19 protein-coding genes are annotated in these 25518 nt (G+C 45.3%); 6 read left to right on the top strand and 13 right to left on the bottom strand.

Annotated elements, in window-relative coordinates; translation table 11 throughout:
- Positions 1–2 precede the first annotated feature (2 nt).
- A complete protein-coding gene (locus QMA41_RS12645; RefSeq protein ID WP_019277729.1) occupies positions 3–356 on the top strand; it encodes a DUF3024 domain-containing protein in 354 nt (117 codons plus the stop codon).
- An 82-nt stretch (positions 357–438) separates the two neighbouring features.
- Here QMA41_RS12645 and rnb read toward each other — a convergent pair whose 3' ends face one another.
- Both rnb and QMA41_RS12635 read right to left on the bottom strand, forming a co-directional pair.
- Entirely contained in the window at positions 439–2442 is a 2004-nt protein-coding gene (rnb, locus tag QMA41_RS12640) for an exoribonuclease II (protein ID WP_043010625.1), read from the bottom strand.
- A gap of 240 nt (positions 2443–2682) precedes the next feature.
- Positions 2683–3840, bottom strand: coding sequence for an FAD-dependent oxidoreductase (locus tag QMA41_RS12635; RefSeq protein ID WP_281629837.1), 1158 nt, complete (start codon positions 3838–3840; stop codon positions 2683–2685).
- 309 nt (positions 3841–4149) lie between these two features.
- Between QMA41_RS12635 and QMA41_RS12630 the strand changes: the two genes are divergently transcribed.
- Entirely contained in the window at positions 4150–6075 is a 1926-nt protein-coding gene (locus tag QMA41_RS12630; RefSeq protein WP_019277726.1) for a DEAD/DEAH box helicase, read from the top strand.
- A gap of 60 nt (positions 6076–6135) precedes the next feature.
- On the opposite strand, the gene QMA41_RS12625 is transcribed toward QMA41_RS12630, so the two are convergent.
- On the bottom strand, positions 6136–7104 hold the full coding sequence (locus QMA41_RS12625; protein WP_281629836.1) for a hypothetical protein: 969 nt from the start codon (positions 7102–7104) through the stop codon (positions 6136–6138).
- Positions 7105–7231: 127 nt separating this feature from the next.
- Here QMA41_RS12625 and QMA41_RS12620 point away from each other — a divergent pair, with 127 nt between their 5' ends.
- Positions 7232–9166: an ATP-binding protein gene (locus QMA41_RS12620; protein ID WP_281629835.1), complete on the top strand. Its 1935-nt coding sequence runs from the start codon at positions 7232–7234 to the stop codon at positions 9164–9166.
- A 10-nt stretch (positions 9167–9176) separates the two neighbouring features.
- Here QMA41_RS12620 and QMA41_RS12615 read toward each other — a convergent pair whose 3' ends face one another.
- From QMA41_RS12615 to rbsD, 7 genes are all read right to left on the bottom strand, one after another.
- Positions 9177–10724, bottom strand: a complete 1548-nt coding sequence (locus QMA41_RS12615) for a DUF3369 domain-containing protein (RefSeq protein ID WP_281629834.1) — start codon at positions 10722–10724, stop codon at positions 9177–9179.
- A 158-nt stretch (positions 10725–10882) separates the two neighbouring features.
- The gene (locus QMA41_RS12610) at positions 10883–11887 is read right to left on the bottom strand and encodes a substrate-binding domain-containing protein (RefSeq protein WP_006960606.1); all 1005 of its coding nucleotides are present in this window, start codon (positions 11885–11887) and stop codon (positions 10883–10885) included.
- A gap of 22 nt (positions 11888–11909) precedes the next feature.
- A complete protein-coding gene (gene rbsK / locus QMA41_RS12605; protein WP_281629833.1) occupies positions 11910–12830 on the bottom strand; it encodes a ribokinase in 921 nt (306 codons plus the stop codon).
- 136 nt (positions 12831–12966) lie between these two features.
- The gene (gene rbsB / locus QMA41_RS12600) at positions 12967–13845 is read right to left on the bottom strand and encodes a ribose ABC transporter substrate-binding protein RbsB (RefSeq protein WP_281629832.1); all 879 of its coding nucleotides are present in this window, start codon (positions 13843–13845) and stop codon (positions 12967–12969) included.
- Positions 13846–13903: 58 nt separating this feature from the next.
- A complete protein-coding gene (rbsC, locus tag QMA41_RS12595) occupies positions 13904–14887 on the bottom strand; it encodes a ribose ABC transporter permease (protein ID WP_006960603.1) in 984 nt (327 codons plus the stop codon).
- Entirely contained in the window at positions 14884–16389 is a 1506-nt protein-coding gene (rbsA, locus tag QMA41_RS12590; RefSeq protein WP_281629831.1) for a ribose ABC transporter ATP-binding protein RbsA, read from the bottom strand. Before rbsA ends, rbsC begins: the two co-directional genes overlap by 4 nt.
- A gap of 24 nt (positions 16390–16413) precedes the next feature.
- Entirely contained in the window at positions 16414–16833 is a 420-nt protein-coding gene (gene rbsD, locus QMA41_RS12585; RefSeq protein ID WP_006960601.1) for a D-ribose pyranase, read from the bottom strand.
- A gap of 307 nt (positions 16834–17140) precedes the next feature.
- Here rbsD and QMA41_RS12580 point away from each other — a divergent pair, with 307 nt between their 5' ends.
- On the top strand, positions 17141–17404 hold the full coding sequence (locus tag QMA41_RS12580; RefSeq protein ID WP_281629830.1) for a DUF3012 domain-containing protein: 264 nt from the start codon (positions 17141–17143) through the stop codon (positions 17402–17404).
- 91 nt (positions 17405–17495) lie between these two features.
- On the opposite strand, the gene QMA41_RS12575 is transcribed toward QMA41_RS12580, so the two are convergent.
- A complete protein-coding gene (locus tag QMA41_RS12575; protein WP_281629829.1) occupies positions 17496–19964 on the bottom strand; it encodes an immunoglobulin-like domain-containing protein in 2469 nt (822 codons plus the stop codon).
- A 434-nt stretch (positions 19965–20398) separates the two neighbouring features.
- On the opposite strand from QMA41_RS12575, the gene QMA41_RS12570 reads away from it, so the two are divergent.
- Positions 20399–20860 carry an RDD family protein gene (locus tag QMA41_RS12570; RefSeq protein ID WP_281629828.1) on the top strand — a complete coding sequence of 154 codons (462 nt, stop codon included), beginning with the start codon at positions 20399–20401 and terminating at the stop codon, positions 20858–20860.
- Positions 20861–20903: 43 nt separating this feature from the next.
- Here the strand turns inward: QMA41_RS12570 and QMA41_RS12565 are convergent, their stop codons facing one another.
- On the bottom strand, positions 20904–22253 hold the full coding sequence (locus QMA41_RS12565; RefSeq protein ID WP_099608752.1) for a UDP-glucose/GDP-mannose dehydrogenase family protein: 1350 nt from the start codon (positions 22251–22253) through the stop codon (positions 20904–20906).
- Positions 22254–22376: 123 nt separating this feature from the next.
- Complete coding sequence (locus QMA41_RS12560; protein ID WP_281629827.1) at positions 22377–24665, bottom strand: ATP-binding protein; 2289 nt, start codon at positions 24663–24665, stop codon at positions 22377–22379.
- A 283-nt stretch (positions 24666–24948) separates the two neighbouring features.
- Between QMA41_RS12560 and QMA41_RS12555 the strand changes: the two genes are divergently transcribed.
- A complete protein-coding gene (locus QMA41_RS12555; RefSeq protein ID WP_006960594.1) occupies positions 24949–25497 on the top strand; it encodes a hypothetical protein in 549 nt (182 codons plus the stop codon).
- Positions 25498–25518: the final 21 nt, after the last annotated feature.

Here is a 25518-nt window from a genome sequence, read left to right as displayed (position 1 = left end):
GTATGGGACTGGTCAGTTTGCTGCAAAAACAAGTAGAGAGCCGCGCACAAGTCATTTGTGAACAGCGTAATAAAAGCTTGCCTGCCGAGTTAGGTAAAGCGAGTTATGAAGTGACGGATAACGGAGTCGTGTTCATTAAACAGCACTTTTTGCTGGATTCAGCCCATTGTGACTACATGTTGCCTGTGGCTAAAGTGCAATGGAACGATGAACACAGTACATGGCTGCTATTTATGGCTGACGAATTGAAAGAAGAGAATTGGTTGCCCTACCCTTATCTAGCACAAAGCCATGATCTTACAGCTATTATGCGTGAAGTGGACAAAGATCCTAAATCAGTATTCTGGGAAGACTAATCTAGACTTAGTCTAATTTACTCATAAAATCACGAGCAAAAAAAGGGCGCTTTGAGCGCCCTTTTGTTTATCAAGAATCGAATTATTCCGCTGGTGTTTCTGCCGCTTCAGGAGCCTTTACATCTTCAAAGACTTGAGTTGGCTTCGCGACAATACTGCGTGTTTCTTGGTTGACATCATTCAATACCAACTCAACCACATCACCCAAACGGTAGATAACTTCCTTATCGATAGATACAGTACCCGCTTCACCATTGCATTCTAGACGTTCTTTGTTTGCCAGAATCAAGGAGCCTGGAACAAACGCCGCAGCACCATTTTCAATCAGGCGAACGCGAATGCCTGCACGAGACACGTCAAAGATTTCGCCATTAAATACCGTCTCTTTTGCCGGTTCTTCAGCTAACGTGCGGGCATACAACCAATCACCAACATTGCGCTCTGCAATCTTATGGTGTTTACGATGCAGTGCGAGTTCTTCGCCAACACTTTCATCCGCTGTTTGTACCGGCGCTTTACCTAGAATGTGTGCTTTCAGCATACGGTGGTTAATCATGTCACCGTACTTACGAATTGGAGAGGTCCATGTTGCGTACAGCTCTAAGCCCATTGCATAGTGAGGCAAAGGTTGGTTACCAATTTCGCTGTAAGCTTGGTATTTACGAATACGGTTATCGAGGTAACTCGTCTCTTGTTTTGCTAACCAGCGACGAAGTTCCGCAAACCCTTCCAGAGTCACCACACTCTCAGCGGTAAATGGCAGCTCACCTTCTGGGTTAACCAGCTCAATCACGTCAGCGATCTTTTCTGGTTTGAAACCTGCGTGAGTATTAAATACACCTGAATCAAAGCTCGCCTTCAGCGCTTTACCTGCACAGATGTTTGCCGTAATCATAGATTCTTCAACCAAGCGATTCGCTGAGCGGCGCATATCTGCATGAATAGCTACGACGTCGTTATCTTCACTTAGCTCGAATCGGTAATCAGGGCGATCTGGGAACACTACTGCGTGTGTTTCACGCCACTCAGCGCGAGCTTTAGAAAACTCATACAAGTCACGAACAATTTCTGCAATCTCTTCCGTTGGCTGCCACGCTTCAGATTGACCTGTTTCAAGCCAATCAGACACATGATCATAAGCCAGACGTGCGTGAGATTTGATATTCGCAGCGAAGAACTTAACGTCATCGCCAATAACACCATCTTTGCTAATTGTTACTGTACAGCAAAGAGCCGGACGTTCTTCGTTCTCAATCAGAGAACACAGCTCATCAGCCAAATCACGCGGTAGCATCGGGATGTTGCGACCCGGAAGATAAATGGTAAAGCCGCGCTCTCGGGCGACCTTGTCCATATCGCTGTCCGGCGTGATATAAGCCGTTGGGTCGGCAATCGCAATTGTCAGCTCAAAATCACCAGTTTCAGTCTTCTTCGCGTACAGTGCATCGTCCATATCTTTGGTTGATTCACCATCGATAGTCACAAACGGCACATGCGTCATGTCGACACGTTCTAAATCCGCGTCGTCTTTGATTTCCCAGTTGTCGATACCTGCAGGTTCACTGTTTGGCAAATCATTTTGCGCTAACGTTACCCACCAAGGCGCGATTTTGTCGTCCGCATCAGTGATCTTCTCTGAGATTTCGACAAAAAAGCCGTTGTCACCTTTTAGTGGGTGGCGAATTAAATGCGCAACAACCCAATCACCTTCTTTAAAATCGTCACTTTTTAGGCCTTTTTTGACCCTAGCTTTCAAAGAGAGTTTTTTAAGCTGTGGATGATCAGGCGCAACATTCAGTTTGCCTTTAAATAACTTAACGCGGCCGATAAAGCGAGTAACGCCTTGTTCCAACAGCTCTTCTGGCTCCGCCACTTCGCGCTCTTTTTCCGTGCGGATGATGGCTTTTACTTTGTCACCATGCATACATTTTTTCATGTATGGCGGCGGAATAAAGAAGCTGGTCTTGCTGTCGACTTCTAAGAAACCAAAGCCTTTTTCAGTCGCTTTGATCGTGCCTTCCTTCTTCGGAAGGGTTTCCTGGATTTGCTGCTTAAGTTGAGCCAGTAGAGGGTTATCTTGGAACATTTTAACTTCTAACTAATTCGTTCTTTATTCCGAATGCCAAACGCATGCGGCGCTATGTTGTTCCCAAGTCAACAAGCTTTCGTCACGAGGTAGTGGCGAGCCCATTTTTGGGAGTCAATCTATTGCGCCACATGGTACTAGGTAATGTGCTGAATGTATATTGCAGAAGCGTTTTATCATCGATTGTTCATACTAAAACCGCAATCACAACGCTTTGAAATATCGCCATAGAAAACGCCGTTAATTAAACTTATGGTGAGTGAGCATCTCCACCACATTTCGCGCCGCCCGCGCAGCATTGTGTACCCCGCCCCAATCCTCTTCATCGGTGTGGTAGGCTTCACCGGCAAAGAACACTTTATCCTTCACAGGTTTAAACAATTTTGACGGCCAGCGATACGATGCGCTGTCGGCGAGGTACGCACCCATCACAAAAGGTTCCTCATTCCAATTTTGAACTGTGTGTTTCACATAACCATTGCGAACTTGCTCACCATAAACAGGGGTCAATTCGGAAAAGATTTGATTGATCAGATCAACGTCATTGAGACTTTGATAGCGACGTGCCTGCTCTCCAACGGCAAACAAACCCATCACGTGTTTAGAGCTATTGTGTCCGTAAGCGGCATCGTAATAAAGATACTGGCCTTCATCAGTCTCGCTATCGGGAAAGGCTAAAAACGTCGGGTAGAAGTGATGCTTAAATTCAATAAACACCTTAATTCCTCCCCAAAACGAAGCCTGATTTATCGCATCTCGCTTGTAGTCTGGAAGTGAGGGTGAAAAGCGAAGGCGTTCGTTACGAAGAATTAGCAGTGGAACAGTGACGACGACAACATCAAATTTGTGATGCTTCTGTCGACTATCAGTCAGCACTACGCCCGCGTCAGCATAGTTGACTTGAGTAATCTCAGTATCGAAATGCAGATTGGATTTTACTTCTGGCAATAAATATTGCTCAAAGAAGCCAAGCCAGCTGCTGTTGGTAAACCTTGCATCCCGATAGTCTCCAATTTCGTCTTCATAGAGATTGCCGTCTTCAAAATAGGCAACTTTGGCCGTTTTTGGATATGGGCTAAGCCGAACATTAACTGACTTTTGAGCGATACGGTCGAGCTCACGCGGCGCGACATGTAACCATTCTGCGCCCATTGATAAGGGAAAGTCAGCGAATGTGTTGTCTTCTTTGATTCGTCCCCCAATTCTTGATGAAGCTTCGAATAAGGTATATTCAACACCAAGTGCCTTGAGCAGATAACCAGTACACATTCCAGCAGCACCAGCCCCAATGATACCTACCCTTTTGTTTTTCAGTTGTAACTTGAGCGCTGCATTTAACGGGAATGCAGCGCTAATGCCGAGCAAACCGCAAAGTTTAGTAAAGCTTCTCCTATCCATTGATTTACCTATCCGTTTCGAAAGTTAATAACGACTATTTTGCGCGCTAATAGATTCATATATTCACTATTTTTGGTCATTGAATACTCGCTTTAATCAATAGTGAGAAAAATATGTGATGTATTTCAATTTTTTCTGGCTTTTTTTGTGCATTTAGGGAATAATTCCGCCCCCTTAGATATGTCCCTAGCGGCTTGATGCGATTTACGACTTATCCGCATCTGAACGGATTCAGCAAAGAACTGGATTGGTAATGGAATTGGTAGAGCTCGTGGGACCTTTTGTTGACATTAATTTAGTAGGATCCCAATGACAGATTCTGTAATTCAGTTTAGCGACTTAGCGCTTAACGACTCTATCCTTTCTGCACTTGACGGAATGGGTTTCGTTTCACCAACTCCAATTCAGGCAGCGGCTATCCCACACCTGATGGAAGGTACTGACGCACTAGGTAAAGCTCAAACTGGTACCGGTAAAACGGCAGCTTTCTCTCTACCACTTCTGAACAAGCTTGATCTTTCTCAGCGTAAACCACAAGCCATCGTTCTAGCGCCAACTCGTGAGCTAGCGATTCAGGTTGCTGCTGAAATAAAGAACCTTGGTCAAAACATTTCTGGCCTTAAAGTGCTTGAAATCTACGGTGGTGCTTCAATCGTTGACCAAATGCGTGCACTTAAAAACGGTGCTCACATTGTTGTTGGTACACCAGGTCGTGTTCAAGACCTTATCAACCGTGAACGTCTGCACCTAGACGAAGTACACACATTCGTTCTTGATGAAGCGGATGAGATGCTAAACATGGGCTTCGTCGACGACGTAACTGAGATCATGGAGCACGCTCCTGAATCAGCACAACGTGTACTTTTCTCTGCAACTATGCCTCCAATGCTGAAAAACATTGTTGAGCGCTTTCTACGTGATCCTATCACTATCGACGTTGCAGGTAAAAACCACACTGTAGACAAAGTAGAGCAGCAGTTCTGGGTTGTTAAAGGTGTAGAGAAAGACGAAGCAATGTCTCGTCTTCTAGAAACAGAAGAGACTGACGCATCAATCGTATTCGTACGTACTCGTCAAGATACTGAGCGTCTTGCTGATTGGCTATGTGCTCGCGGCTTCAAAGCGTCTGCACTACACGGTGACATTCCTCAATCTCTACGTGAACGTACTGTTGATCACATCAAACAAGGTGTTATCGACATCCTAGTTGCAACTGACGTTGTAGCACGTGGCCTTGACGTTCCTCGTATCACCCACGTATTCAACTACGACATCCCATTCGATGTTGAGTCTTACATCCACCGTATCGGCCGTACAGGTCGTGCTGGACGTAAAGGTAAAGCGATCCTTCTAGTTCGCACTAACCAAATTCGTATGCTTCGCACTATCGAGCGCGTGACTAAGTCTTCAATGGAAGAGATTCAACTTCCACTACGTGACAAGGTTGCAGAAGCTCGTCTAGTTAAACTTGGTGCTGAGCTAGAGCAAGAGAAAGAACACAAATCTCTTGAGAAATTCGGCGAGCTTGTAGAGAAGCTACAAGACACACTAGAGATTGACGCAGCAACGCTTGCAGCAATCTTACTGAAGCGCCAGCAAGGCAAACGCCCTCTATTCTACATTGGCGAAGACCCAATGATTGAAGCGATTGAGCGTGACAAGCAACGCCGTAAAGAGCGTCGCGAAGGTGGCCGTGATGGTCGTGGTCGTGACCGTAACTTCAACAACCAAGACTGGGATACTTACCAGCTTCAGGTTGGTCGTGAGCAAGGCGTTCAGGTTAAAGATATCGTTGGTGCATTGGCAAACGAGCTTGGCCTAGTTAAAGGTTCAATCGGTGCGATTAAACTAGCACAAGGCGAGACTTACGTTCAGCTACCAAAAGCAATGTCTTCTGAAACGGCTAGCAAACTACGCAAACTACGCATCCGCCAGAAACAAGTAGATGCCGTAGTATGTGACTTCAACGATTTCCGTGAACCACGTCGTGGCGGCGGTCGTGATGGTGGTCGTGGTGGTCGCGATGGTGGTGGTCGTCGTGACGGTGGTTACCGTGGTAACCGTGACGGCAATCGCGAAGGCGGCTACCGTGGTAACCGTGAAGGCGGTCGTGGTGGACGCGAAGGTGGCCGTCGTGATGGCGAACGTCGCTTTGATCGTAACCGTGGTGGCGATCACCGTGGTAACTACCGTGGCGAACGTGGTCATGGCCGTGACCGTCGCAGCGAAGCTTAATTAGCTAGCATTCTAGAAGCTCCACCAGCGCAAGCTCGTGGGGCTTTTTGTTATCCTGTGTTAATCAATAGGTAGCCAATGAGAAGGAGGCTTTAATCCCCAGCGATGCATCTCTGTTGTCGAATAAATAGCTCGACCCTGCTCACCAATAGTGATCGGAATTTGATCGGCTCTTTCACCAGCTAATATCCGATTGATCAGAGTGCCCGCCTGTTTACCTTGGCTTTCTCCGAATAAGACAACTCCACCGCTTGTTTTCCCAGCGCCGACTGAAAAATCCCAGAAAGAAAATAATGGAATCGTTGAATGCTCATTAGTCCACTGCAACACCAGATCAGAAGGCACACTCTCACCCCCTTCGTCAATCAAGGTATGGTATAAACCAATGATAATGAAGGCCACACCGTCAGCTTCAGCACCCATAATTGCCGCTTCCCATTCACTCCGAGTCGACAATAATAAAATTTCCGTTTCTATACCGAGATTATCTTTGATCATCTCGTACTGCCGTTGAATGTGCTTAGCCGCAATTTTAGAAGTCACCCCTGAGTCAAACATCACACGGACTTTAAAATATCGCTCTGGATGGATGAAACTAAGATCACCAAGACTTTTAATATAAAGCGGGAGCTCTAACACGCCAGTAATCTTCGCTTCGCCTCGATATTGGTACAGAATGTAACGAGGGTTGGAGTTAACCCCTAAAAACACAATAGAAATAGGCTCTTTATATAGTCTAGGTAACATGTAATTCAACGCATTATCGTCACCTAAGACCACAACGTCAGGCTGCAAACTGTAATAGTACGATAAAGCTTCATCAGCTTTTGATTCAAATTGATCTTTAGGTAGACGTTTGGTGTCCATTTGAAATCGAAATAGCTGCGCTGTGCTGGTCAATACTTCCTCAATCCCTTTCACGTAGCTCGCATCCCAAGGATACTCAGCATGATAGCTCTCTATAAGTAGCACTTTCTCCGCTTGGGCAAAACTGCAATGCAGTAGCAACAAAAACGTCAGCACTCTCATAGAACCCCCTTAAAATCACATTTCATACTTTAGTTTAGGATTGAAAACTATCTTTGGTATGAATAGGTCGTTATAAAAGTTAATCAGTGCAGGCTATACTCAAGTAAAAACACGACTTTAGAGTCCTATGAGCCGCAGCAAAAAAGTAGAAGAAAGCATAAATAACCCTTTGTATAGCCGAATTGGTCGCCGCATCATCCTACTCATGGTGACATTGAGTAGTGTAGTAACACTGCTTACCACTTTGTTGCAGCTATCTTGGGACTATGAAAAAGAGTTTAGTGATGTCGACCAAAGACACATTGAGATACGCGACGTACATGCCAGCTTGTTGGCTTCTTCCCTTTGGTCTTTCGATTTAGTCGTCCTTCAGGAACGACTCGATGGATTAGTCAACCTTCCTAAAATTGACTACCTCGAAGTCCATTCTGGAAATTACACCTTCAACTCAGGTAAAGAAGTTAAAGGCAATGTCGTCAAAGCTACTTATTTACTCACCTATCGCGATCCTGAAGATGGTCATACTGAAGATATTGGTTCAATTTATGTCGAATCAAACGCACAGGAAATCTATGACTATCTGATTCAACAGTTTATTTCCACACTTCTTCTCAATGCTTTTAAAACGCTACTCGTTTGTTCAGTGATGCTGTTTATTTTTCACGCTAGTGTTAATCGTCGTCTCTTCCAGATTGCGCAGTATTTGAGAGCATTTAATCCTCGTCATCCGAGTCCCCCATTGGTTTTGGAGCATACTCGTTGGATCACAGAAAAAAATGACGAGCTGGACTGGCTGGGAGAAGGCGCTAATAAGATCAGTAACAACATTACTCTGCTCTACAACAGTATTAAAAGCGAACAAGAACGCTTGGCGGACTTCACGCATGTGTCGTCGGATTGGTTGTGGGAAACTAATGATCTTGGTCAGCTTATTTATTGCTCTGAACCAATGAAAGAAACGCTTGGCCTAACTGCGGTTAATGGCCTCAGCTTTTCTGACATAGAAGATTTGCATGACTCGACAGGCCTGCATCAGGCAATTGCTAGGCGGAATGATTTCACGCAAGTCGAAGAAAGTGTCACCATCAACAGCATCACTCTACATCTTTTGTTCCAAGCTAAAGCGCGTTATGAAAATAGTCAGTTTTTGGGCTTTAGAGGCACGGCCATCAATATTACTGAACTGAAGCTGACACAAATTGAGCTTGAAGAACTGAACCAAAATCTGGAACGCATGGTCGCTTCAAGAACACTCGACCTCAAGCAAAGTATGGAACAACTTCAAGAAACTCAGGACAAGTTGGTTGAGTCAGAAAAACTCGCAGCCTTAGGCGGCTTGGTGGCAGGTGTTGCTCATGAAGTTAACACTCCATTAGGTATCGCCGTAACCGCAACTTCAGTGATAAGAGATGTAACCGGCGAACTCAACGCAGCCTTCGCAGCCCAGACTCTAACCAGTACGCAATTTGAGACACTAATGAAACGCATGTCTGACAGCAGCCAAATGCTCGAGCATAACCTCAGCCGCGCAGCAAAACTGGTGAAGGATTTCAAACAAACCGCCGTCGATCAGGTATCCGAGGCTCGTTCTCAATTCAACGTTTTGCAAGTATTGGAGGCACTATTAGCTAGCTTGCATCCTGAAACTCGTAAGATCCCCGTTGAACCTAGATTAACGGGTGACCGGACTATTTTGATGAACAGCTTACCAGGTGTGCTAACTCAAATTATCTCTAACCTCGTGATGAACAGTATCAACCACGCCTTTGATAACCAACCTCAAGCGGAGATCACTATCTCATTCTACCAAGTAGATGAATCAATAATCGTTGAGTACCGCGATAACGGCAGTGGCGTGGACGCCTCATTGCATCAGAAGATTTTTGAACCTTTCTACACTAGTAAACGCGGGTTGGGTGGCTCTGGATTGGGGCTTAACTTGGTGTTTAACCTAGTGAAGCAAAAGCTCCAAGGAGAGCTGGAATTCAACTCTCAACCGGATGAAGGGGTGTATTTTAAACTCACACTTCCAGAAAATTTACCTATGGAAGATGAACACTAACGTTAGAAATTTAATCTGGTAGGGAATTGCGAATTTCAATAAACTCATCCCAATGTAAGATGAGCAGCTCAACCAATTCAGGTTCGAAATGCTTACCTTTTTGGGCAACCAGCTCTAACATAATGTCTTCATCACTCCAAGGCTCTTTGTAGCTGCGTTTTGCCCCTAGTGCATCAAACACATCGGCTAAAGCGGTAATACGACCCGTTACGGGTATATCCAGACCAGATAAACCATTCGGATAGCCTGTCCCGTCCCACTTTTCATGGTGATAACCGGCAATTTCCTTAGCAACAGTAATCAAGCGACGCTTAGATTTGCTGAGAATATCCACGCCATAATCAACGTGTCTCTTCATGATCTCCCACTCTTCCGCATTGAGCTTACCGGGTTTGTGAAGGATCGAATCAGGTACTGCGACCTTACCTACATCATGTAATGGAGAAGCGTGCTTGATGACAGATGCATCTGATTCACTTAGACCATACAGTAGAGCCAGTTTTTCACAGAATAAAGAGACTCGTTGAACATGAGCACCTGTTTCTTTACTCCGCGCTTCCACTGCATTAGCAAGGGTGTAAACCAACTCTTTAGAAGTTTCACGAATATCCAACATTAGGCTGAGGTTTTCAAAGGTTAAACCTATGTTCTGCATGTAAATCTCAAGCAACTGCATGTCCAATTCTGTAAGCTCACGCTTAACATTCACATATAAAATACAGTCTACGCCTTGTTCATCATGCGTATACAACACGTAGGCATCACCAAACTTCTCTGACTTTTGCGCTTCAAATACATGCTTACAACGCTCAGACACCTCTACGGGTAGCTTTTCAAAAGCACACTCACTATAGAAATCAACAAAATCACCAGTCGCAGCAAGCGTTAAGGCTCGCGACTCTTCACCATTTGGTCGAGGTTGAACAATGCAGTACAAAGCGGACTGATCCAGCTTAAGCAGCGAGGTCAATTGCTCTAGCACGGAGGTAGCATAGGTCTGAAGAGTGGTGGTGTTTTGAACATACGCCGAAGCTTCAATCACTTTACTAAGTCCCTTCTTTTGTTGCTCAATCAGGCAAAGGTCGCGATAGGAACGAAGCATAGAATAAAGTAGGGTTTTGAGTTTTTGCGTAGTTAATTCAGTTTTTTCTTTGTAGTCATCGATTTCATATTCACGAATGACGGTATCTTCTGGAGCCTGACCCGCCTGCCCTGTTCGCAGAACGAGACGGACTAAGCTGTTACCAAGCTCTTCACGGACGTACTTAACCAGCTCCAGACCCGCGTGCTCTGTTTCCATAACCACATCAACAAGCGCGAGAGCGATGTCATCTGAATTCTGAAAAATACCTTTAGCTTCCGTTGCGGAAAAAGCGGATATCAGTTCCAGATGTCTACCTTCAAACTCAAAATCAGAAAGGGCCAGCTTAGTGACTTGATGCATTTGCTCATCGTCATCAATCAACAGTACTTTCCATGGGGAAGCCAACCGCTCTGCTGAGTCTCGTTCACTGGTAGCAGGTTGCTGTGACTGTCGATGGTCTGCAAACAATTCCATTTCTTGTCTAACCCCTAATACTATTTCTCTAACTTAAGGTTTAGCACAAACTTATAAAAAAAGTGTAAATGGCACTCAATATGCAGTTCTAGTCCACAAAAATTAATTTAAAAATTCGCACTAAAAAAGCTGTGGAAACTTAAAGGCTTGCGATAGTTCTAGGAGAGCGCACGAACCGTTTTACGTTCGATTAAAGTCGGCTCGAGTTGGACAACTTGCGGTTCCGTCTCTCCACCGTCCAGTTTTTTCAACAACGCTTCCACTGCTGCCTTACCTAAACGGTATTTTGGCTGATGGATTGTTGTCAGTGCCGGGGTCATGAATTTGGAGATTTGAATATCGTCATAGCCGATGATCGATAAATCTTGAGGTACGCGAATACCTTTTTCGTTGGCAGCATTAATCACGCCCATTGACATCATATCGTTACAAACAAAGATGGAACTTGGCAGCGGTCCTTTCGCGTGCATCTTATTAAAAGCGTCGTAGCCGCCTTCACATTCAAAGTCAGATTCAATAATCCAATTTGGGTTGAATTCTAAATCCGCTTCTATTAATGCGCGTTTGTAACCTTCATAACGCATCTGAGCCTGATGCTTCACTAACGGACCGGTAATACAGCCGATATCCTTATGGCCTGATTCAATCAGATGCTTGGCGGCAATATAGCCACCACGCAGTGAGTTGTCCTGAATCTTGTCGCTGGTGAACAACATCGGGCCCCAGTCCATCACAACCACCGGAATATCAGGGTATTTCTCGAACACGTCAATGCGTTCGCCCTCCAAGGAAGAACACATGAGGATCAAACCGTCGACGCGTTTTTGCAGCAAGGTGTTAATTGACTCACGCATGCGCTCATTATCACCTTCGGTGTTGCACAGAATGAGGTTATAACCTTGTTGATAGCAACTGCGTTCAACCCCCTTAACCACTTCGCCAAAGAATGGGTTTGTAGAGGTCGTTACTAACATGCCAATGGTTTTGGTACGATTAATTTTAAGGCTACGAGCAAGCGCGGAAGGTGTATAGTTGAGTTCCTGAGCGGCTTTGTTCACCCGCTCAGAAATTTCTTCACTTACATAACGAGATTTATTAATGACATGGCTGACAGTTGAAGTGGAAACACCGGCAAGCCGGGCAATATCTTTCATCGTAGCCATGTAATTATCTCCTTATATTTGACTAATTATGTTGCTCCAGAAAAGCGTCAACTTCATCTCGACTAGGGATTGAAGTCTGTGCGCCAAAGCGTGTGACGGAAATGGCCGCGGCAGCATGAGCAAACTTTATCGCAGATTCTAGAGGCAAATCTTCTAATAAACCAGTGACCAAGGCCCCATTAAAGGTATCGCCTGCGGCCGTTGTGTCTGTTGCTTCGACTCTGAAGCCTGGGATTAGTTCACCACGTCCATTCTGACTTAGCCATACCCCTTTAGCTCCGAGCGTAATCAACACGATTTCAATACCTTTACGGTGAAGCGCATTTGCAGCTTCTTGTGCTGACTCATTATCTGTTACCGTCACACCAGTAAGCACTTCTGCTTCAGTCTCATTTGGCGTAATCACATCAATACAAGCAAGCAGCTCATCCGATAACTCGTGCGCTGGCGCTGGGTTAAGAATAACGTTGGTTCTCGACGCTTTCGCTACTTGGGCGGCTTTTTCAATGCCACACATCGGCGTTTCCAACTGCATAAGCAGATAGTTGGCCTGACGAATTCGCTCTAAATCAACCTCAATCGCGTTTTCAGTCAACTTCGCATTCGCCTCTGCTGAAATACAAATACTGTTCTCACCGCTTTCAGCTACCTGAATCATGGCAATTCCGGTCGGACAATTTGGCTGCATTTTGACGCCAGCAATGTTGATGTTGTCCATTTTGAAATTTTCACGAATATTGATACCAAACGCATCATCACCAACGCAGGCGATAAATCCTGTGTCTGCGTTTAATCGGGCTGCCGCAACGGCTTGGTTTGCCCCTTTGCCACCTGGGATAACTTGATAGTTGCGACCATGCAACGTCTCGCCTGGGCGAGGAAAAGAAGGCACTTGGAGAACATGGTCAGCGTTAACACTACCTAATACCACTAACTTATTCATACGGTTGTCCTCGGTTCAATTGAACCTTACTAATTTGGAACGGGAGTAATAAGTTTGCGCTCTCGCAAAAGCGCAAGCTTATTTGCCCTCCTCCCCGAAACGACAGATTAAAATGGGGAGAAGGGAAAAATTCACATTACTTAGTGATTACTTTCAGAGGTACTGGGATGTACTCTTCAACAGACTCACCTTTCAGTACTTTGTCTGCAGTTTCGATACCTAATGAACCGATAAGATCTGGCTGCTGTGCCACTGTCGCAGCCAGTTTGCCGCGGTTAACTGCAGCGATACCATCATCGGTTCCATCGAAACCAACGATCATCACGTCTTTACCAGAGGCCTGTACAGCACGCAATGCGCCGAGCGCCATCTCATCATTTTGGGCAAATACCGCTTGTACATTTGGATTCGCAGCAAGCAAGTTTTCCATTACGTTTAGGCCTTTGGTGCGGTCGAAATCAGCTGGCTGGCTGGCCAGTAGTTCCATCTCACTACCCTTCACTGCGTTCATGAAACCTTCGCCACGTTCACGTGCAGCCGACGTGCCCGCAATACCTTCTAGCTGAATAACTTTCGCTTTTTCACCCACTTTTTCCATGATGAAATGACCCGCCATTTCACCGCCGACTACGTTATCTGAAGCGATGTGACTTACAACGTCACCACGGCTTGCACCTCGGTCTAGAGTCAGTACAGGAATGTCAGAGCGGTTTGCCATGCGAATCGCATTTGAAACGGCATCAGAATCTGTCGGGTTGATCAGAATCGCCTTTACGCCACGTACCGTCAGATCTTCAACATTAGACAGTTCTTTACTAGGGTCATTTTGTGAGTCCAGAATAATCAGGTCGTAGCCCAGCTCTTTCGCTTTTGCTTCTGCGCCATCTTTCATCGTAACGAAGAATGGGTTGTTCAGCGTCGACAGTACGATTGCGACCGTGTCTTGCGCCTGTGCTGAAATAGAGACGGTGGATGAAAGAAGTGCAGCAGAGATAAGAGTTGCGAGTTTTTTCATTGTGTTTAGTCCTTGTGTAGGGTGGCTCGGAGTACTTACCTCCAAGCCTTTTTATGAATTACTTGTTCTTGTTGTCGACCAGTACAGCCAGCAAAATAACCACGGCTTTAGCAATCATCTGGTAGTAAGATGAAACGTCGAGCAAGTTCAGAGCGTTGTTTAGGAAGCCGATGATGAGTGCACCGATTAATGTGCCCATGATTCGACCTTTACCGCCCATTAAGCTAGTACCGCCGAGTACTACAGCTGCAATGGCATCCAGCTCATAGCCCATACCAGCGGTTGGCTGAGCAGAAGAAAGACGAGATGTGATAATGATGCCAGCCAGTGCCGACAGCAGGCCACATATAGCGTAAACACCAATCTTAACGCGATCGACGTTGATGCCAGATAGGCGTGTCGCAGATTCGTTACCACCTAATGCATACACATAGCGACCAAAGCGCGTGTGGTTAAGTAGGTACCAAGCCGCAGCGAAAACGATGACCATCAACCAGACTGGAACCGGAATTCCCAAAGCGTAACCTGTACCGAACCATGCGAAAGCATCAGCGGTATCGGTAAAGCCAGTCGAAATTGGACGGCCATCGGTGTAAACCATAGTGACACCACGCAACAAGGTCATGGTCACCAGTGTTGCGATAAATGCTTGTACCTTGCCTTTGGCGATAATGATACCGCTGATGGCACCCAGTGCAGCACCGGCAAACAAGGCCGTTGGAACCGCCACCAATACAGGCACTTCCAAAGCGATTAAACTGGCGGCAAAGGCGCCACATAAGGCCAGAACCGAGCCGACACTCAGATCAATACCTGCGGTCAAGATAACCAAGGTCATACCTACCGCAATAATTGCGTTTACTGAGGTCTGACGCAGAATGTTAAGAATGTTATCGACCGTAAAAAAGTTGGGGTTAAGGAACGATACAACAACAATCAGGAAGATAAGTGCAATGAGCGACTTTTGTTCAATCAGCCACTCTTTGCTGAACAGCTTCTTGCTGCCCGCTTCGTTTGGTTTGCTCATGGTATTAGTACTCATGCTGCTTCCTCATTTATTTCTTTGCCTACTGCACACGCCAACAACTTCTCCTGATCGGCGTCTTTGGCATCAAACTCACCACTAATGCGGCCTTCATGCATCACAATGATACGGTCGCTCATTCCCAACACTTCCGGCATTTCTGAAGAGACCAGAATGATACTCATGCCATCGGCTTTGAATTTGTTGATGAGCTGGTAAATTTCTTTCTTTGCACCGACATCGACACCACGAGTGGGCTCGTCAAGGATCAGTACTTTAGGTTTAGTCATCAGGCCTTTCGCTATCGCCACCTTCTGCTGGTTACCACCAGATAGGTTGCCAATGATCTGATCGCGAGTTGGAGTCTTGATGTTGAAGAGCTTGATAAAGTCTTCTACGGCAACCACTTCATCGCTATGCTGAATTCGACCACCTTTGGTCAATTTATCCAGAGAGCAAAGCGACATGTTCTCTTTTACTGACAAGCCCAAGACTAAGCCGTCACCCTTGCGGTCTTCAGAGATGTAAGCAATACCGTTTGCAAGGCCATCTTGTGGGCTCACAGGGTTGATGGTTTTGTTATTCAGATTGATTACGCCACGCTCACTAGGCAGAGCACCATAGATGACTTTCATCAATTCAGTTCGACCAGCCCCCATCAAGCCCGAGACTCCGAGTATCTCACCGCGCTGGAGTTTAAAGCTGACGTCGTGAACGCCAGAGCCTGTCAAGCCAACCACTTCAAGGCAGATGTCACCGTGTTGAACGTCAATGCGAGGGTATTGCTCTTCCAACTTACGGCCAACCATCATCTCAATCAGTCCATCTTCGTCTGTCGACGCTACAGCGCACTCGCCAATGAACTTTCCGTCTCGAAGCACTGTGATGTCATCGCAGATTTCAAAAATCTCTTTCAGACGGTGAGAGATATAAACAATGCCACAGCCCTGCTCACGTAATTCTCGAATCACGGCAAACAAAGACTCTGCCTCGGTATCCGTCAGTGCATCGGTCGGCTCATCCATAATGATGACTTTCGACTCAAACGACAGTGCTTTAGCAATCTCAACCATCTGCTGTTCACCGAGGCTGAGCTCACCTAACAGTTGTTTAGCACTGTGCTTTACGTTCAGTCTTGCTAACAATTTGTCCGCTTCAGCGTACATTTTGTCCCACTGAATTCGACCCATCGCGCCTGTAAACTCTCGGCCAAGGAAGATATTTTCTGCAATCGTGAGTTCAGGAATCAGGTTTAGCTCTTGGTGAATAATGCTGATTCCCGCTTCCTGCGAATCACGCGGGCCTTTAAACGCAGCTAGTTGGCTTTGGTAATGGATGCTACCCGAATCTTTGCTGTAGATTCCCGTCAACACTTTCATCAACGTTGACTTGCCCGCACCGTTTTCACCCATCAAAGCCATCACTTTACCGGGATAAACGTTCAGGCTCGCTTTATCCAAGGCTTTTACGCCGGGGAAAGCTTTCTCAATCTCACTCAGTTGTAGAATAGCTTGAGTCATAATTGGTCCTCAGTCTCAAACGGCTTAAAACACAACACCAGCTTGAAAAATTACATTGGCGTAAGGCGTACACTCACCCGTTCTTACTACGGCACGGCTTTGCTGAGTGCGCGTTTTGAATTCTTCATGTGGTACATAAACCACCGAAATAGATTTTCCTGTCTGCGCTTCTTCAGCACGCAGCTCAGCAATCAGAGTTTCATGATGCGCAGGACTGACGGAGGCAAACTCTTCAGCGATGATCACCCCTTCTATTTGCGACTCTGAAAGAATCACTCGCACTGTTTCCAAAAAGCTTGGCACGCCGTGAGTCAACGCAAGATCTACACGTTGCACCTGCTCGGGAATTGGTAAGCCTGCATCACATATCGTGATTTCATCAGTATGGCCTAGTGTCGCCACGAGGTAAGAAAGTTCAGAGTTTATCAGGGTACTTTTTTTCATTTCATCGACCTATCGATTACACGTTCAAACTGCGTTGAGTTTCTATTTCGCACTGCATTCGCTATTAATAGAAAACCCATCGAAACGTTTCGATGAAATCATAATCGTAGACTTCAGTTTTGCGAGTCACTCATCTTTATAGTGTGAAACGGATCCTTAATTGATGGTTTTGACAGCGCCAAACAGTGACATCATTCACCAAATTTGATGCATTTTTTAACGCAGCAGGCGGTTGATTCAGCCGTAAATAACACACTTGAGACGTAAATTTGGGTATAGTGGCGCAAACAAAAAACTGAGAGAAACGATGAAAAGAATAGTTTTCGTTCTTGCCGCAGCGATAGCACTGAGTGCATGCCAAGAAGAAATCGGCACACAGAAATGGTGTGACAACATGCAGGATAAACCGAAGAGCGAATGGAATGCTCAGGGAGCGCTCGACTTTGCCAAGCACTGTGTATTTCAGAATACGGTCGGTAGCGAAGCTTGGTGTAAGGACTTAGCTGATAAACCGAAAGGCGAATGGACAGCAAACGAAGCCACCAGCTACGCCAAACATTGCATTCTTTAGTCACTCAACGAAAAAGCCACTAACAAGAGGAATTCAACCTGCCTGTTAGTGGCTAAATAAATGAACCTTTATTCCGTCGCTAGAAACTTTGCTACTCGCAAGACCCCAAAGGCTTCCACCAATGATCTGCGGTACCCGGCTCTATGTTGTACAAGTTATCGGTTAGCGCTTCATACTTATCGCCTTTATGCGCAACCTGATCACCCGTCATGTAAATACCTTCTCCTGTTGAAGGATCATAAGTTTGGTAAGCGGGAATGCCTTCACAGACACCTGGATCAGTCCCACCATCATCAGACGTCACATTCACCGTATGTTCCACTGAATCCGTTAAGCCTTCGTTGTCCGCGACGACCAAAGTGAAAACATTTTGTCCTAAATGCCCCTGTGTGAAATCCACATTTAGCGAAGGACTCGATTCACTGAGCACAACCCCATTCCAGCTCCACTGATAGTTAGAAATAGAACCATCATGATCCACAGACTGACTACCATCTAGAGTGATAGAAGAACCCACAATGGCATTTGCCGGGCCATTGATAATAGCGTCTGGCGCTTGGTTTCCTTCGCTTTGGCAATCACCATCAGCCACAATCCAGCTCGAATCACTGCCAGGAACTGTTGTGGTGTACCATTGAGCTTCGTAGACCACGCCTTCGTAGCGCATTAAATCACCCTTATCTGCGTGATTATATTCGCCACCTTCCCAGTCCTTTCTAGGCCAGTCTGGGTAGTCGTGAATAACACAAACCGACGCTTCATTCACTGTCACATTTCTGTTTTCAATGGTGGTTGCTCCGTTGAAGTCAGAAACAGAATAGACCAAAGCATAACGGCCTGGTTCGGTTGAGTTTACCTCACCATCGACTAGAATTCGGCTGGTTAAATCGCCATCTGTCGAGTCATGTGCGGTGACGCCATACAATGCATCAAATTCATCGCCCACGGTAATTGATACATCACTGATACCATGAAGTACTGGCGCCTCGTTAATCACTTGGACATTGCGCACCTCAACCGCCTCATTACCATCACTATCTTCCACACGATAAGTCAAAGTGTTATCGCCAATATTGGCAGTATCAACATTGCCTTCGATCGTTACCTGAGCAGTGATGTTGCCATCTTCACTATCTAGCGCAGATACCCCTAGCATGGTATCGAAGAACTGGCCAAGAACAGATGTTGTGTCTTCCACTCCATGAATTTCTGGTTTAGACCCAATCGTCCCATCATCATCTTTTACCGTTACAAGGCGAGAATCAGTTGTGGTATTGTTACCGCTATCCGTCACACGGTAGATAATGGTATACACCCCTTTTCGGGACTCATCCACCTCCCCTTCATGAGTGATTTTGCTGGTTAGATCGCCATCTTCTTCATCCGATGCGGTCACACCTGCCATTTCGTCAAACTCAGTATTGACAAAGATTTCGGTATCTTGAGTACCAGAAAACACTGGCGGCATGTCAATATCGCCACCATGAATGAAAGGTCCATACGTGTTTACAAACTGTTGATCATAGGGTTTGTCCGCTGAATCTTTTCCCAGATCCCAGTTGACTGACCAAGTCATAATACCGCGTAAACCCAGCCCTTCAGCCTCTAGCTGAGCAAAAGCATCAAATAGGTCTTGAGGATCTTTTACGAAACCATTGTTAGCTGCGTCATTGTTAGCGGGAATTCCATATACAAGCTTATCGTGCGGAATCTTCACGTAACCGTCGATACCATTTGCAACGTTGTATGAGCTCCAATAAATGAACTCTTTCTTACACTCGTCATTGTTTTGAGCTAGCCAGCCACTGCATGCTTCACCGCTATAATCACCATTCACACCATCGCCAGCTTGATTATAAAATTGTGGGCTGATCCAGTCGTAATAGCCCTCTAAATTTTCTATGTAAGCTTTATAAGACTGATTTGCGGCGTGCCTTAAATTGGGGAACTCAGGTGCCATAGCAATGATGAAATTCTTGTCAGACTTTCTGTAATGCTCTTTGACGATTTTAAGCGCATCAACAATAACTTGCTCGTTGTCTTTCTCTCTGATCGCTGATTGTTCAAGATCGATATCCAACCCGTCAAAACCATAGAGATCAGTCAGTCGAATGATTTCCTCAGCTAAAGGCTGCTCATCGCCTGATTGCATTGCGATGTGCGCATTTGCGCCACCCATAGAGATTAACACTGAGCGGCCCTGAGCATTTAACTCACCAATTTGCTTGATAAAATCTTGTTCAGACATCCCCAGAGCAGGGTCTAAACGAAATGTTGGTATACGTCCTTCTGTTTCATCAAACACTTTCATGAAGGAAACCATCACGACATTATAATCTCGTGGTACCTCATTGAGTTGGATACATGCAGATGAGCCTTGTTTATACCCATCTCCGCCACTAACATTACACCAATTGTGCCAATAGCCTTCTAAGATCATCCCAGTGGGATTAACCATTTCCTGACCAGCTTGAGCACTTGCTAACGCTGACATAGGAGACAATGTCGCCCCTACTGCAATAGATAAAGCGAGTAGTTTTTTGTTTTGTCGCTTGTTCATAATAAACCTCGAGTGGTTGATACATACACACTGCTTATTCAGCCAACAGACCGTGTTCGCAAAAATTATGTTAGCCACAAAAACAACAAAGTTTCACACCTTCGAGCACTCTTTTTAGCTTATGGACACAAGCTTGCAGTATTGGAAAAATTCACAAAATTTTTGATTACACTTCACACCCAACCAAAAAGAGCTTAACTAATTGATTTTAATAAATATATCCGGAATTTTCGTTATTATCTTTAGCGATTTTGACGGTTTTCACGATCCGTAAAACGTGTTTTGACGGAGAGGTTTACGTCATGATTTGGTTAGATTCACCTTAAACAAAACACTTCTTCCTCAGCTTCTGATACATTCCTCTTACTACTTATGACTATCAAAACAATCAAGCCTATCTATAAATGGGCTGGTCTACTGGCTAGAAGGTAAAAATGAAAGAAACATCAAAGGAATACGCAGGCTTTTGGATCCGTTTTGCTGCGTCACTAATCGATACCGTACTACTGTTACTCCTAATAACACCCTTAATGCACTGGGTTTATGGTGAAGTCTATTGGAGCTCAGATGACTTTTTGCTTGGAGGTTGGGACTTAGTCCTAAACTGGATTTGTCCTCTGATAGCCACCGTTGCATTCTGGGTTTACCGCTCGGCAACACCCGGAAAGATGGCTTTAAAACTAGAAGTATTAGATGCAGATACAGGCCATCGGCTGACGCTTTCTAAATCAGTCATCCGTTACCTTGCATATTACATCAGCGCTATTCCTCTTTGCCTCGGCTTTATCTGGATAGCTTTTAATGGTAAGAAGCAAGGCTGGCACGATTTGATTGCTAATACAGTCGTAGTGCTTAAAGTCATTCAACACGAGAAACAAGCAGAATTTCTTGGATAACCAGTGAGTTGAAAAAGAAGGGGAAAACTTCCCCTTCCACTTCCTAGATTCGGCGACCAATAGAATAATATTGAATACCTCGGCTAGAAAGACGCTCTGGCTCGTACAGGTTACGACCGTCAAAGATAACAGCCTGATTTAGAGCCTGCTTAATAAAATCAAAATCTGGCGCCTTAAAATTCTGCCACTCTGTACAGATGATAAGCCCGTCCGCACCACTGAGAGTCGCCTCTTTCGTCCCCATCAAGCGCAAGTCTGAACGTGGGCCATAGATTCGCTGCGCTTCTTCCATTGCTTTTGGATCGAAAGCCTGAACCGTTGCACCCGCCTCCCATAACGCTTCCATCAAAACTCGACTCGGGGCTTCACGCATATCATCTGTTCGAGGCTTAAAAGCTAACCCCCATAGTGCCAACGTCTTGTTTCGCAACTGCTCTCTACCACCAAAATGTGTTTGCACTAGGTCATACAACTTGTGCTTTTGATAGAAGTTAACGTTCTCGACCGCTTTCAATATTTCACTACTGTATCCGAAGCTTTCGGAGGTCTTAATTAACGCCTGAATATCTTTAGGAAAACATGAACCACCATAACCACAACCAGGATAGATAAAGTGGTAACCAATACGCTCATCACTGCCAATACCTTTACGAACATCTTCAATATTCGCTCCAACGCGCTCCGCAATATTCGCCATTTCATTCATGAAGCTGATCTTAGTTGCCAACATGCTGTTCGCGGCGTACTTAGTTAACTCTGCTGATTTTACATCCATAAAGATCAACTTTTCATGATTGCGATTGAATGGCGCATAGAGTTCACGCATCAGCTCTTTAAGTTGCTGATAGTGCGCATGATGTTTGTCTACACCAACAATGATGCGGTCTGGGCGAGTACAGTCGGTAACTGCGGTGCCCTCTTTAAGAAATTCAGGATTAGACAATACCGCCACGTCCAATGAGTTCAATCCTCGACGGGCCAGTTGAAGCTTAATCTCACACTCTACGGCTTGAGCGGTTCCCACAGGTACCGTGGATTTATTCACCACCACTTTGTCTTCATGAATGTACTTACCAATTTCTGACGCTACCGCAAGCACATAATTGAGATCGGCAGAGCCATCTTGATCCTGAGGAGTGCCGACAGCAATAAAAATGACGTCTGATCGATTCAGCTCATGCTCTGCGGAGGTCGTGAAAGTGAGCCGACCCGCAAAGGAGTTTTCAGCGACCAGCTTTTCTAGTCCTGGTTCGTATATTGGGACAACACCATTTCTCAATTTTGCAATACGTTCTTCATCGACATCGATACAGCACACATTATGCCCAGCATCACTCAAAACCGCGGCTTGTACCAACCCCACATAACCACTACCAAAAATTGCTACTCTCATTGTCATACCAGCTTCTAATGTTACCAGTACTCAGTGTCCCGGGGGAAAATGACAAGCTGCTTACGCTTTTGAGGCAGTAATTTGACAAGCGTTGTGAATCGAACTGAGAAACAGGGAGTAGAGTTATTGAGCCGCAGCGGCTCCCATAGTATCGAGAGAAAGCGCGATGCGAGTGCCTTTATTCACTTCGCTCTGAACATTAATCGCACCTGCAAGTTTCTGTGTACAAATGTTATAGACCATATGTAGGCCAAGGCCTGTACCACCTCTTGCACGTAGGGTAGTAAAAAACGGCTGAAAGATTTTTTTCTGGTTTTCTGGCGCAATGCCGACACCATTATCCTCTACGATAATATCAATACGGTTACTGGATTGGTGCACATTAACCATAATCACGCGTTGCTCTTCATCTTGCTCTTCACCAAAGCCATGCAGTGCACTATTGTTGAGAAGCTCTTCTACCACACACTGGAGCGAGATCGGTGGTAAGAACGCTTGCAATGTCTCTTCACATTCGATTTCAACCTCGATCGATTTCTGCAATAAAGTATCTTTAACATGCAAAACGGCATCATTCAGCATGGGTTTGAGATCAATCAGCTTAGGCTCTTCTGTCGTCATTTTCTGATTGACTTGCTTAAGCTTACTGACCAAATCAACCGAGCGTTCGATATTGTTCACTATCATTTCAATACATTCATTAGCGACGTTGAGAAAGCGGTTCAGGTCATCTGTAGTAATAGTCCGTTCCGAAAACTTCTTCGCCACTTCATCAAGCTGCTCGCTGAGAACAGAAAGACTCGTAACAGAGATGCCCAGCGGCGTATTCAACTCGTGCGCCACCCCCACAACCATCCCAGTCAGTGCAGACATCTTTTCTGCTTCCATGAGTTGATCTTGAGTGCGTTTAAATTTCTCAATGAGTGTTTGGATGGAGTGCTCACTGGTTTCAATTTGCATGGCTTGATTTTCAATTTCGCCTTCCACTTCATCAATCAGCGAGCGTAAACTGACAATCATTGAATGAAGTGAGTTCGCCATTACGTCTTTATCACTACTCGGAACAATATCCACATCATCAAGGTTACCTTTTGCTACGTGGTGTAACACATCGATATTGGCCTCTAGCCTATCCATTAAATGATTGAAAGAAATGGCAACGTCACCCGCTTCCGTACCGATTTCCACCGGCACGCGTTTTGAGTAATCACCGTCTCGACTGATGCCTTCAATCACTCTAAGGGTCTCAAGCCAACTCATCTGGACACCATGCTCTGTGACATTCAAACCAAGCTCTTCATCCTGAGGAGACACCCTGTCGAGATGAAAACACTTCAATAGTTGAAAACATGCATAAGAGTTAATGCCAGACCAAAACAAGATCACCAGAATACCAACAGCTTGCACCATCAAGTCCCAGACCAACTCACCATTTTGCGTCAAGCTGAGTGAATAGCCAGTGTATATAACGCCTAAAATACCGCAGAACAAATGAACTGGGATGGCACCAACAGGGTCATCTATCTTAAGTGCTACTAGGATTCTTTCGCCGTAGTACACCGTAATGGATGCCAGAAAACCCAGCAGAGCAACCTCTAATGTATTAAAGATATTGGCGCCCGCTGTCACGATAACTAACCCACCCAAAACACTATTGAGCGTGACAAACACTGGCACGTGTTTGGACCGATGGACAAGAATCAGAGTGACAAATCCTGACACGGCACCACAAAGGACAGTATTAAACAAAACGACAGGAACACGTGCATCGAATTGGTAGAAACTCCCACCATTAAAACCGAGCCAAGCAAACACCATTAAAAACACGCCGATCGTAACCAGAGTGTGATTATAGGAGGGGATTTCATTTACTTGCTGTGTGCCAATGAATCGGTCTTTGCGTGGCCCTATGATCATCGTACCGACTAAACCAATCATGCCACCTACAACATGAACCGTCGCACCTCCAGCAAAATCTTGAAAGCCAAGTATGTAGAGCCAAGAATTGGGGTTCCAAGTCCAGTAGGACACCACTGGGTACGTCAGTATACCAATGAAAGCCGACGTATAAATATAACCGCGAAAACTCATTCGCTCGGCAACACAACCTGAGACAATAGTCGCGGCGGTCGCAACAAACATCAGGTTAAACATCACAACGGGAAAGTCTTCAGTTGTTAGAGGGAAAGTGTCGAATGAGAAAAGCGAGCTACCCTGTGCTAAATGGAAACCGACGAAAACATAGACGACAGAAACCACTAGAAAATCTGCCATGTTCTTCATCGCGACATTGACAGAATTCTTCGCGCGAACACAACCTGTTTCAATTAGGGTAAAGCCAGCTTGCATGAAGAATGCAATACAAGTGCAAACCAGCAACCATAGAAGAGACACAAAGTCCGTCCCAGCCATACTTACCTTTAGAGTTATACTTCCCTACTTATCAGTAAGCGTAGTCGATCACTACGAACTCTGATACATATCAGTTATAAATGTTAAAACGCACATTTAAGCCGTGACTGCTCTTTACCAAAAATTGACCAATAAAGTGTGGCAGCCTGTTTAAGAATTCACTAAGATAGTCGTTGTTGTGGGCACGCATCTCATCCCACATTTCCTATTTCGAAGCGCCTAACTCTGTTTTCTTACCTTTGAAATAGGCTCTCTCATAACTAGAAGCAATTTGTGTATTCATATGGACCAAGATAAGTTTACTCATATCTATCGCTTACCGACTGCGACACAGATACGTATAGCCAAATGGCAGCAGACATTTAATGGCACCTCTGATCTGGTCATTCATCAGGCGATTGAAACCCGGAATAAGCAATATCGTAAGCCTAACTTCTTTCCATCTGGTTGGAGCGTAACGCTATTCGATAAAGAGGATATCTCGATCACCAATCATGGTAAGTACATCCAGACTGCAATGCGTACCATGCTTGATCGAAAGGTGTCTTATAAACGGATCTACTTGACTCGCCTACCGCTTGAGGAAGCCGAGCCCGCTTTGAACAACTTTAAGTTGGAGTGGATCTCAAAGCACAATCGTGTCGCACGAAAGTACAACCAAATCAAGAAGAAAGAGTTTCTTCGCTACGCCCGTGAAGAAGAAGAGACTTTGTACCCTTCTATCCCCAAAGGTGAGTTCGACCGAGCCTTGTGGAACAGACTGGTTATTTCAGAACTGGGGCCACAAAAGAAATTCGATAATCCTTATTTCGTTAAAAAGGCCAAAGTTTAAATACAAAAGCAGCCATTTGGC

Origin of the sequence: Vibrio sp. St2 (genome assembly GCF_947311885.1) — a bacterium.
In the GTDB taxonomy this organism is placed as follows: Bacteria; Pseudomonadota; Gammaproteobacteria; order Enterobacterales; family Vibrionaceae; genus Vibrio; species Vibrio coralliilyticus.
The sequence above is the reverse complement of the archived record's forward strand: the minus strand, read 5'-3'. Positions and strand labels throughout refer to the sequence as shown.

Excerpts from the sequence above, each read along its gene's own strand:
- QMA41_RS12575 (WP_281629829.1), bottom strand. The coding sequence starts at position 19,964 with ATGAACAAGCGACAAAACAAAAAACTACTCGCTTTATCTATTGCAGTA.
- QMA41_RS12570 (WP_281629828.1), top strand. The coding sequence starts at position 20,399 with ATGAAAGAAACATCAAAGGAATACGCAGGCTTTTGGATCCGTTTTGCT.
- QMA41_RS12615 (WP_281629834.1), bottom strand. The coding sequence starts at position 10,724 with ATGGAATTGTTTGCAGACCATCGACAGTCACAGCAACCTGCTACCAGT.
- QMA41_RS12630 (WP_019277726.1), top strand. The coding sequence starts at position 4,150 with ATGACAGATTCTGTAATTCAGTTTAGCGACTTAGCGCTTAACGACTCT.
- QMA41_RS12620 (WP_281629835.1), top strand. The coding sequence starts at position 7,232 with ATGAGCCGCAGCAAAAAAGTAGAAGAAAGCATAAATAACCCTTTGTAT.
- QMA41_RS12625 (WP_281629836.1), bottom strand. The coding sequence starts at position 7,104 with ATGAGAGTGCTGACGTTTTTGTTGCTACTGCATTGCAGTTTTGCCCAA.
- rbsD (WP_006960601.1), bottom strand. The coding sequence starts at position 16,833 with ATGAAAAAAAGTACCCTGATAAACTCTGAACTTTCTTACCTCGTGGCG.
- QMA41_RS12610 (WP_006960606.1), bottom strand. The coding sequence starts at position 11,887 with ATGGCTACGATGAAAGATATTGCCCGGCTTGCCGGTGTTTCCACTTCA.
- QMA41_RS12565 (WP_099608752.1), bottom strand. The coding sequence starts at position 22,253 with ATGAGAGTAGCAATTTTTGGTAGTGGTTATGTGGGGTTGGTACAAGCC.
- QMA41_RS12555 (WP_006960594.1), top strand. The coding sequence starts at position 24,949 with ATGGACCAAGATAAGTTTACTCATATCTATCGCTTACCGACTGCGACA.
- rbsB (WP_281629832.1), bottom strand. The coding sequence starts at position 13,845 with ATGAAAAAACTCGCAACTCTTATCTCTGCTGCACTTCTTTCATCCACC.
- rbsA (WP_281629831.1), bottom strand. The coding sequence starts at position 16,389 with ATGACTCAAGCTATTCTACAACTGAGTGAGATTGAGAAAGCTTTCCCC.
- QMA41_RS12645 (WP_019277729.1), top strand. The coding sequence starts at position 3 with ATGGGACTGGTCAGTTTGCTGCAAAAACAAGTAGAGAGCCGCGCACAA.
- QMA41_RS12635 (WP_281629837.1), bottom strand. The coding sequence starts at position 3,840 with ATGGATAGGAGAAGCTTTACTAAACTTTGCGGTTTGCTCGGCATTAGC.
- rbsC (WP_006960603.1), bottom strand. The coding sequence starts at position 14,887 with ATGAGTACTAATACCATGAGCAAACCAAACGAAGCGGGCAGCAAGAAG.
- rnb (WP_043010625.1), bottom strand. The coding sequence starts at position 2,442 with ATGTTCCAAGATAACCCTCTACTGGCTCAACTTAAGCAGCAAATCCAG.
- QMA41_RS12560 (WP_281629827.1), bottom strand. The coding sequence starts at position 24,665 with ATGGCTGGGACGGACTTTGTGTCTCTTCTATGGTTGCTGGTTTGCACT.
- QMA41_RS12580 (WP_281629830.1), top strand. The coding sequence starts at position 17,141 with ATGAAAAGAATAGTTTTCGTTCTTGCCGCAGCGATAGCACTGAGTGCA.
- rbsK (WP_281629833.1), bottom strand. The coding sequence starts at position 12,830 with ATGAATAAGTTAGTGGTATTAGGTAGTGTTAACGCTGACCATGTTCTC.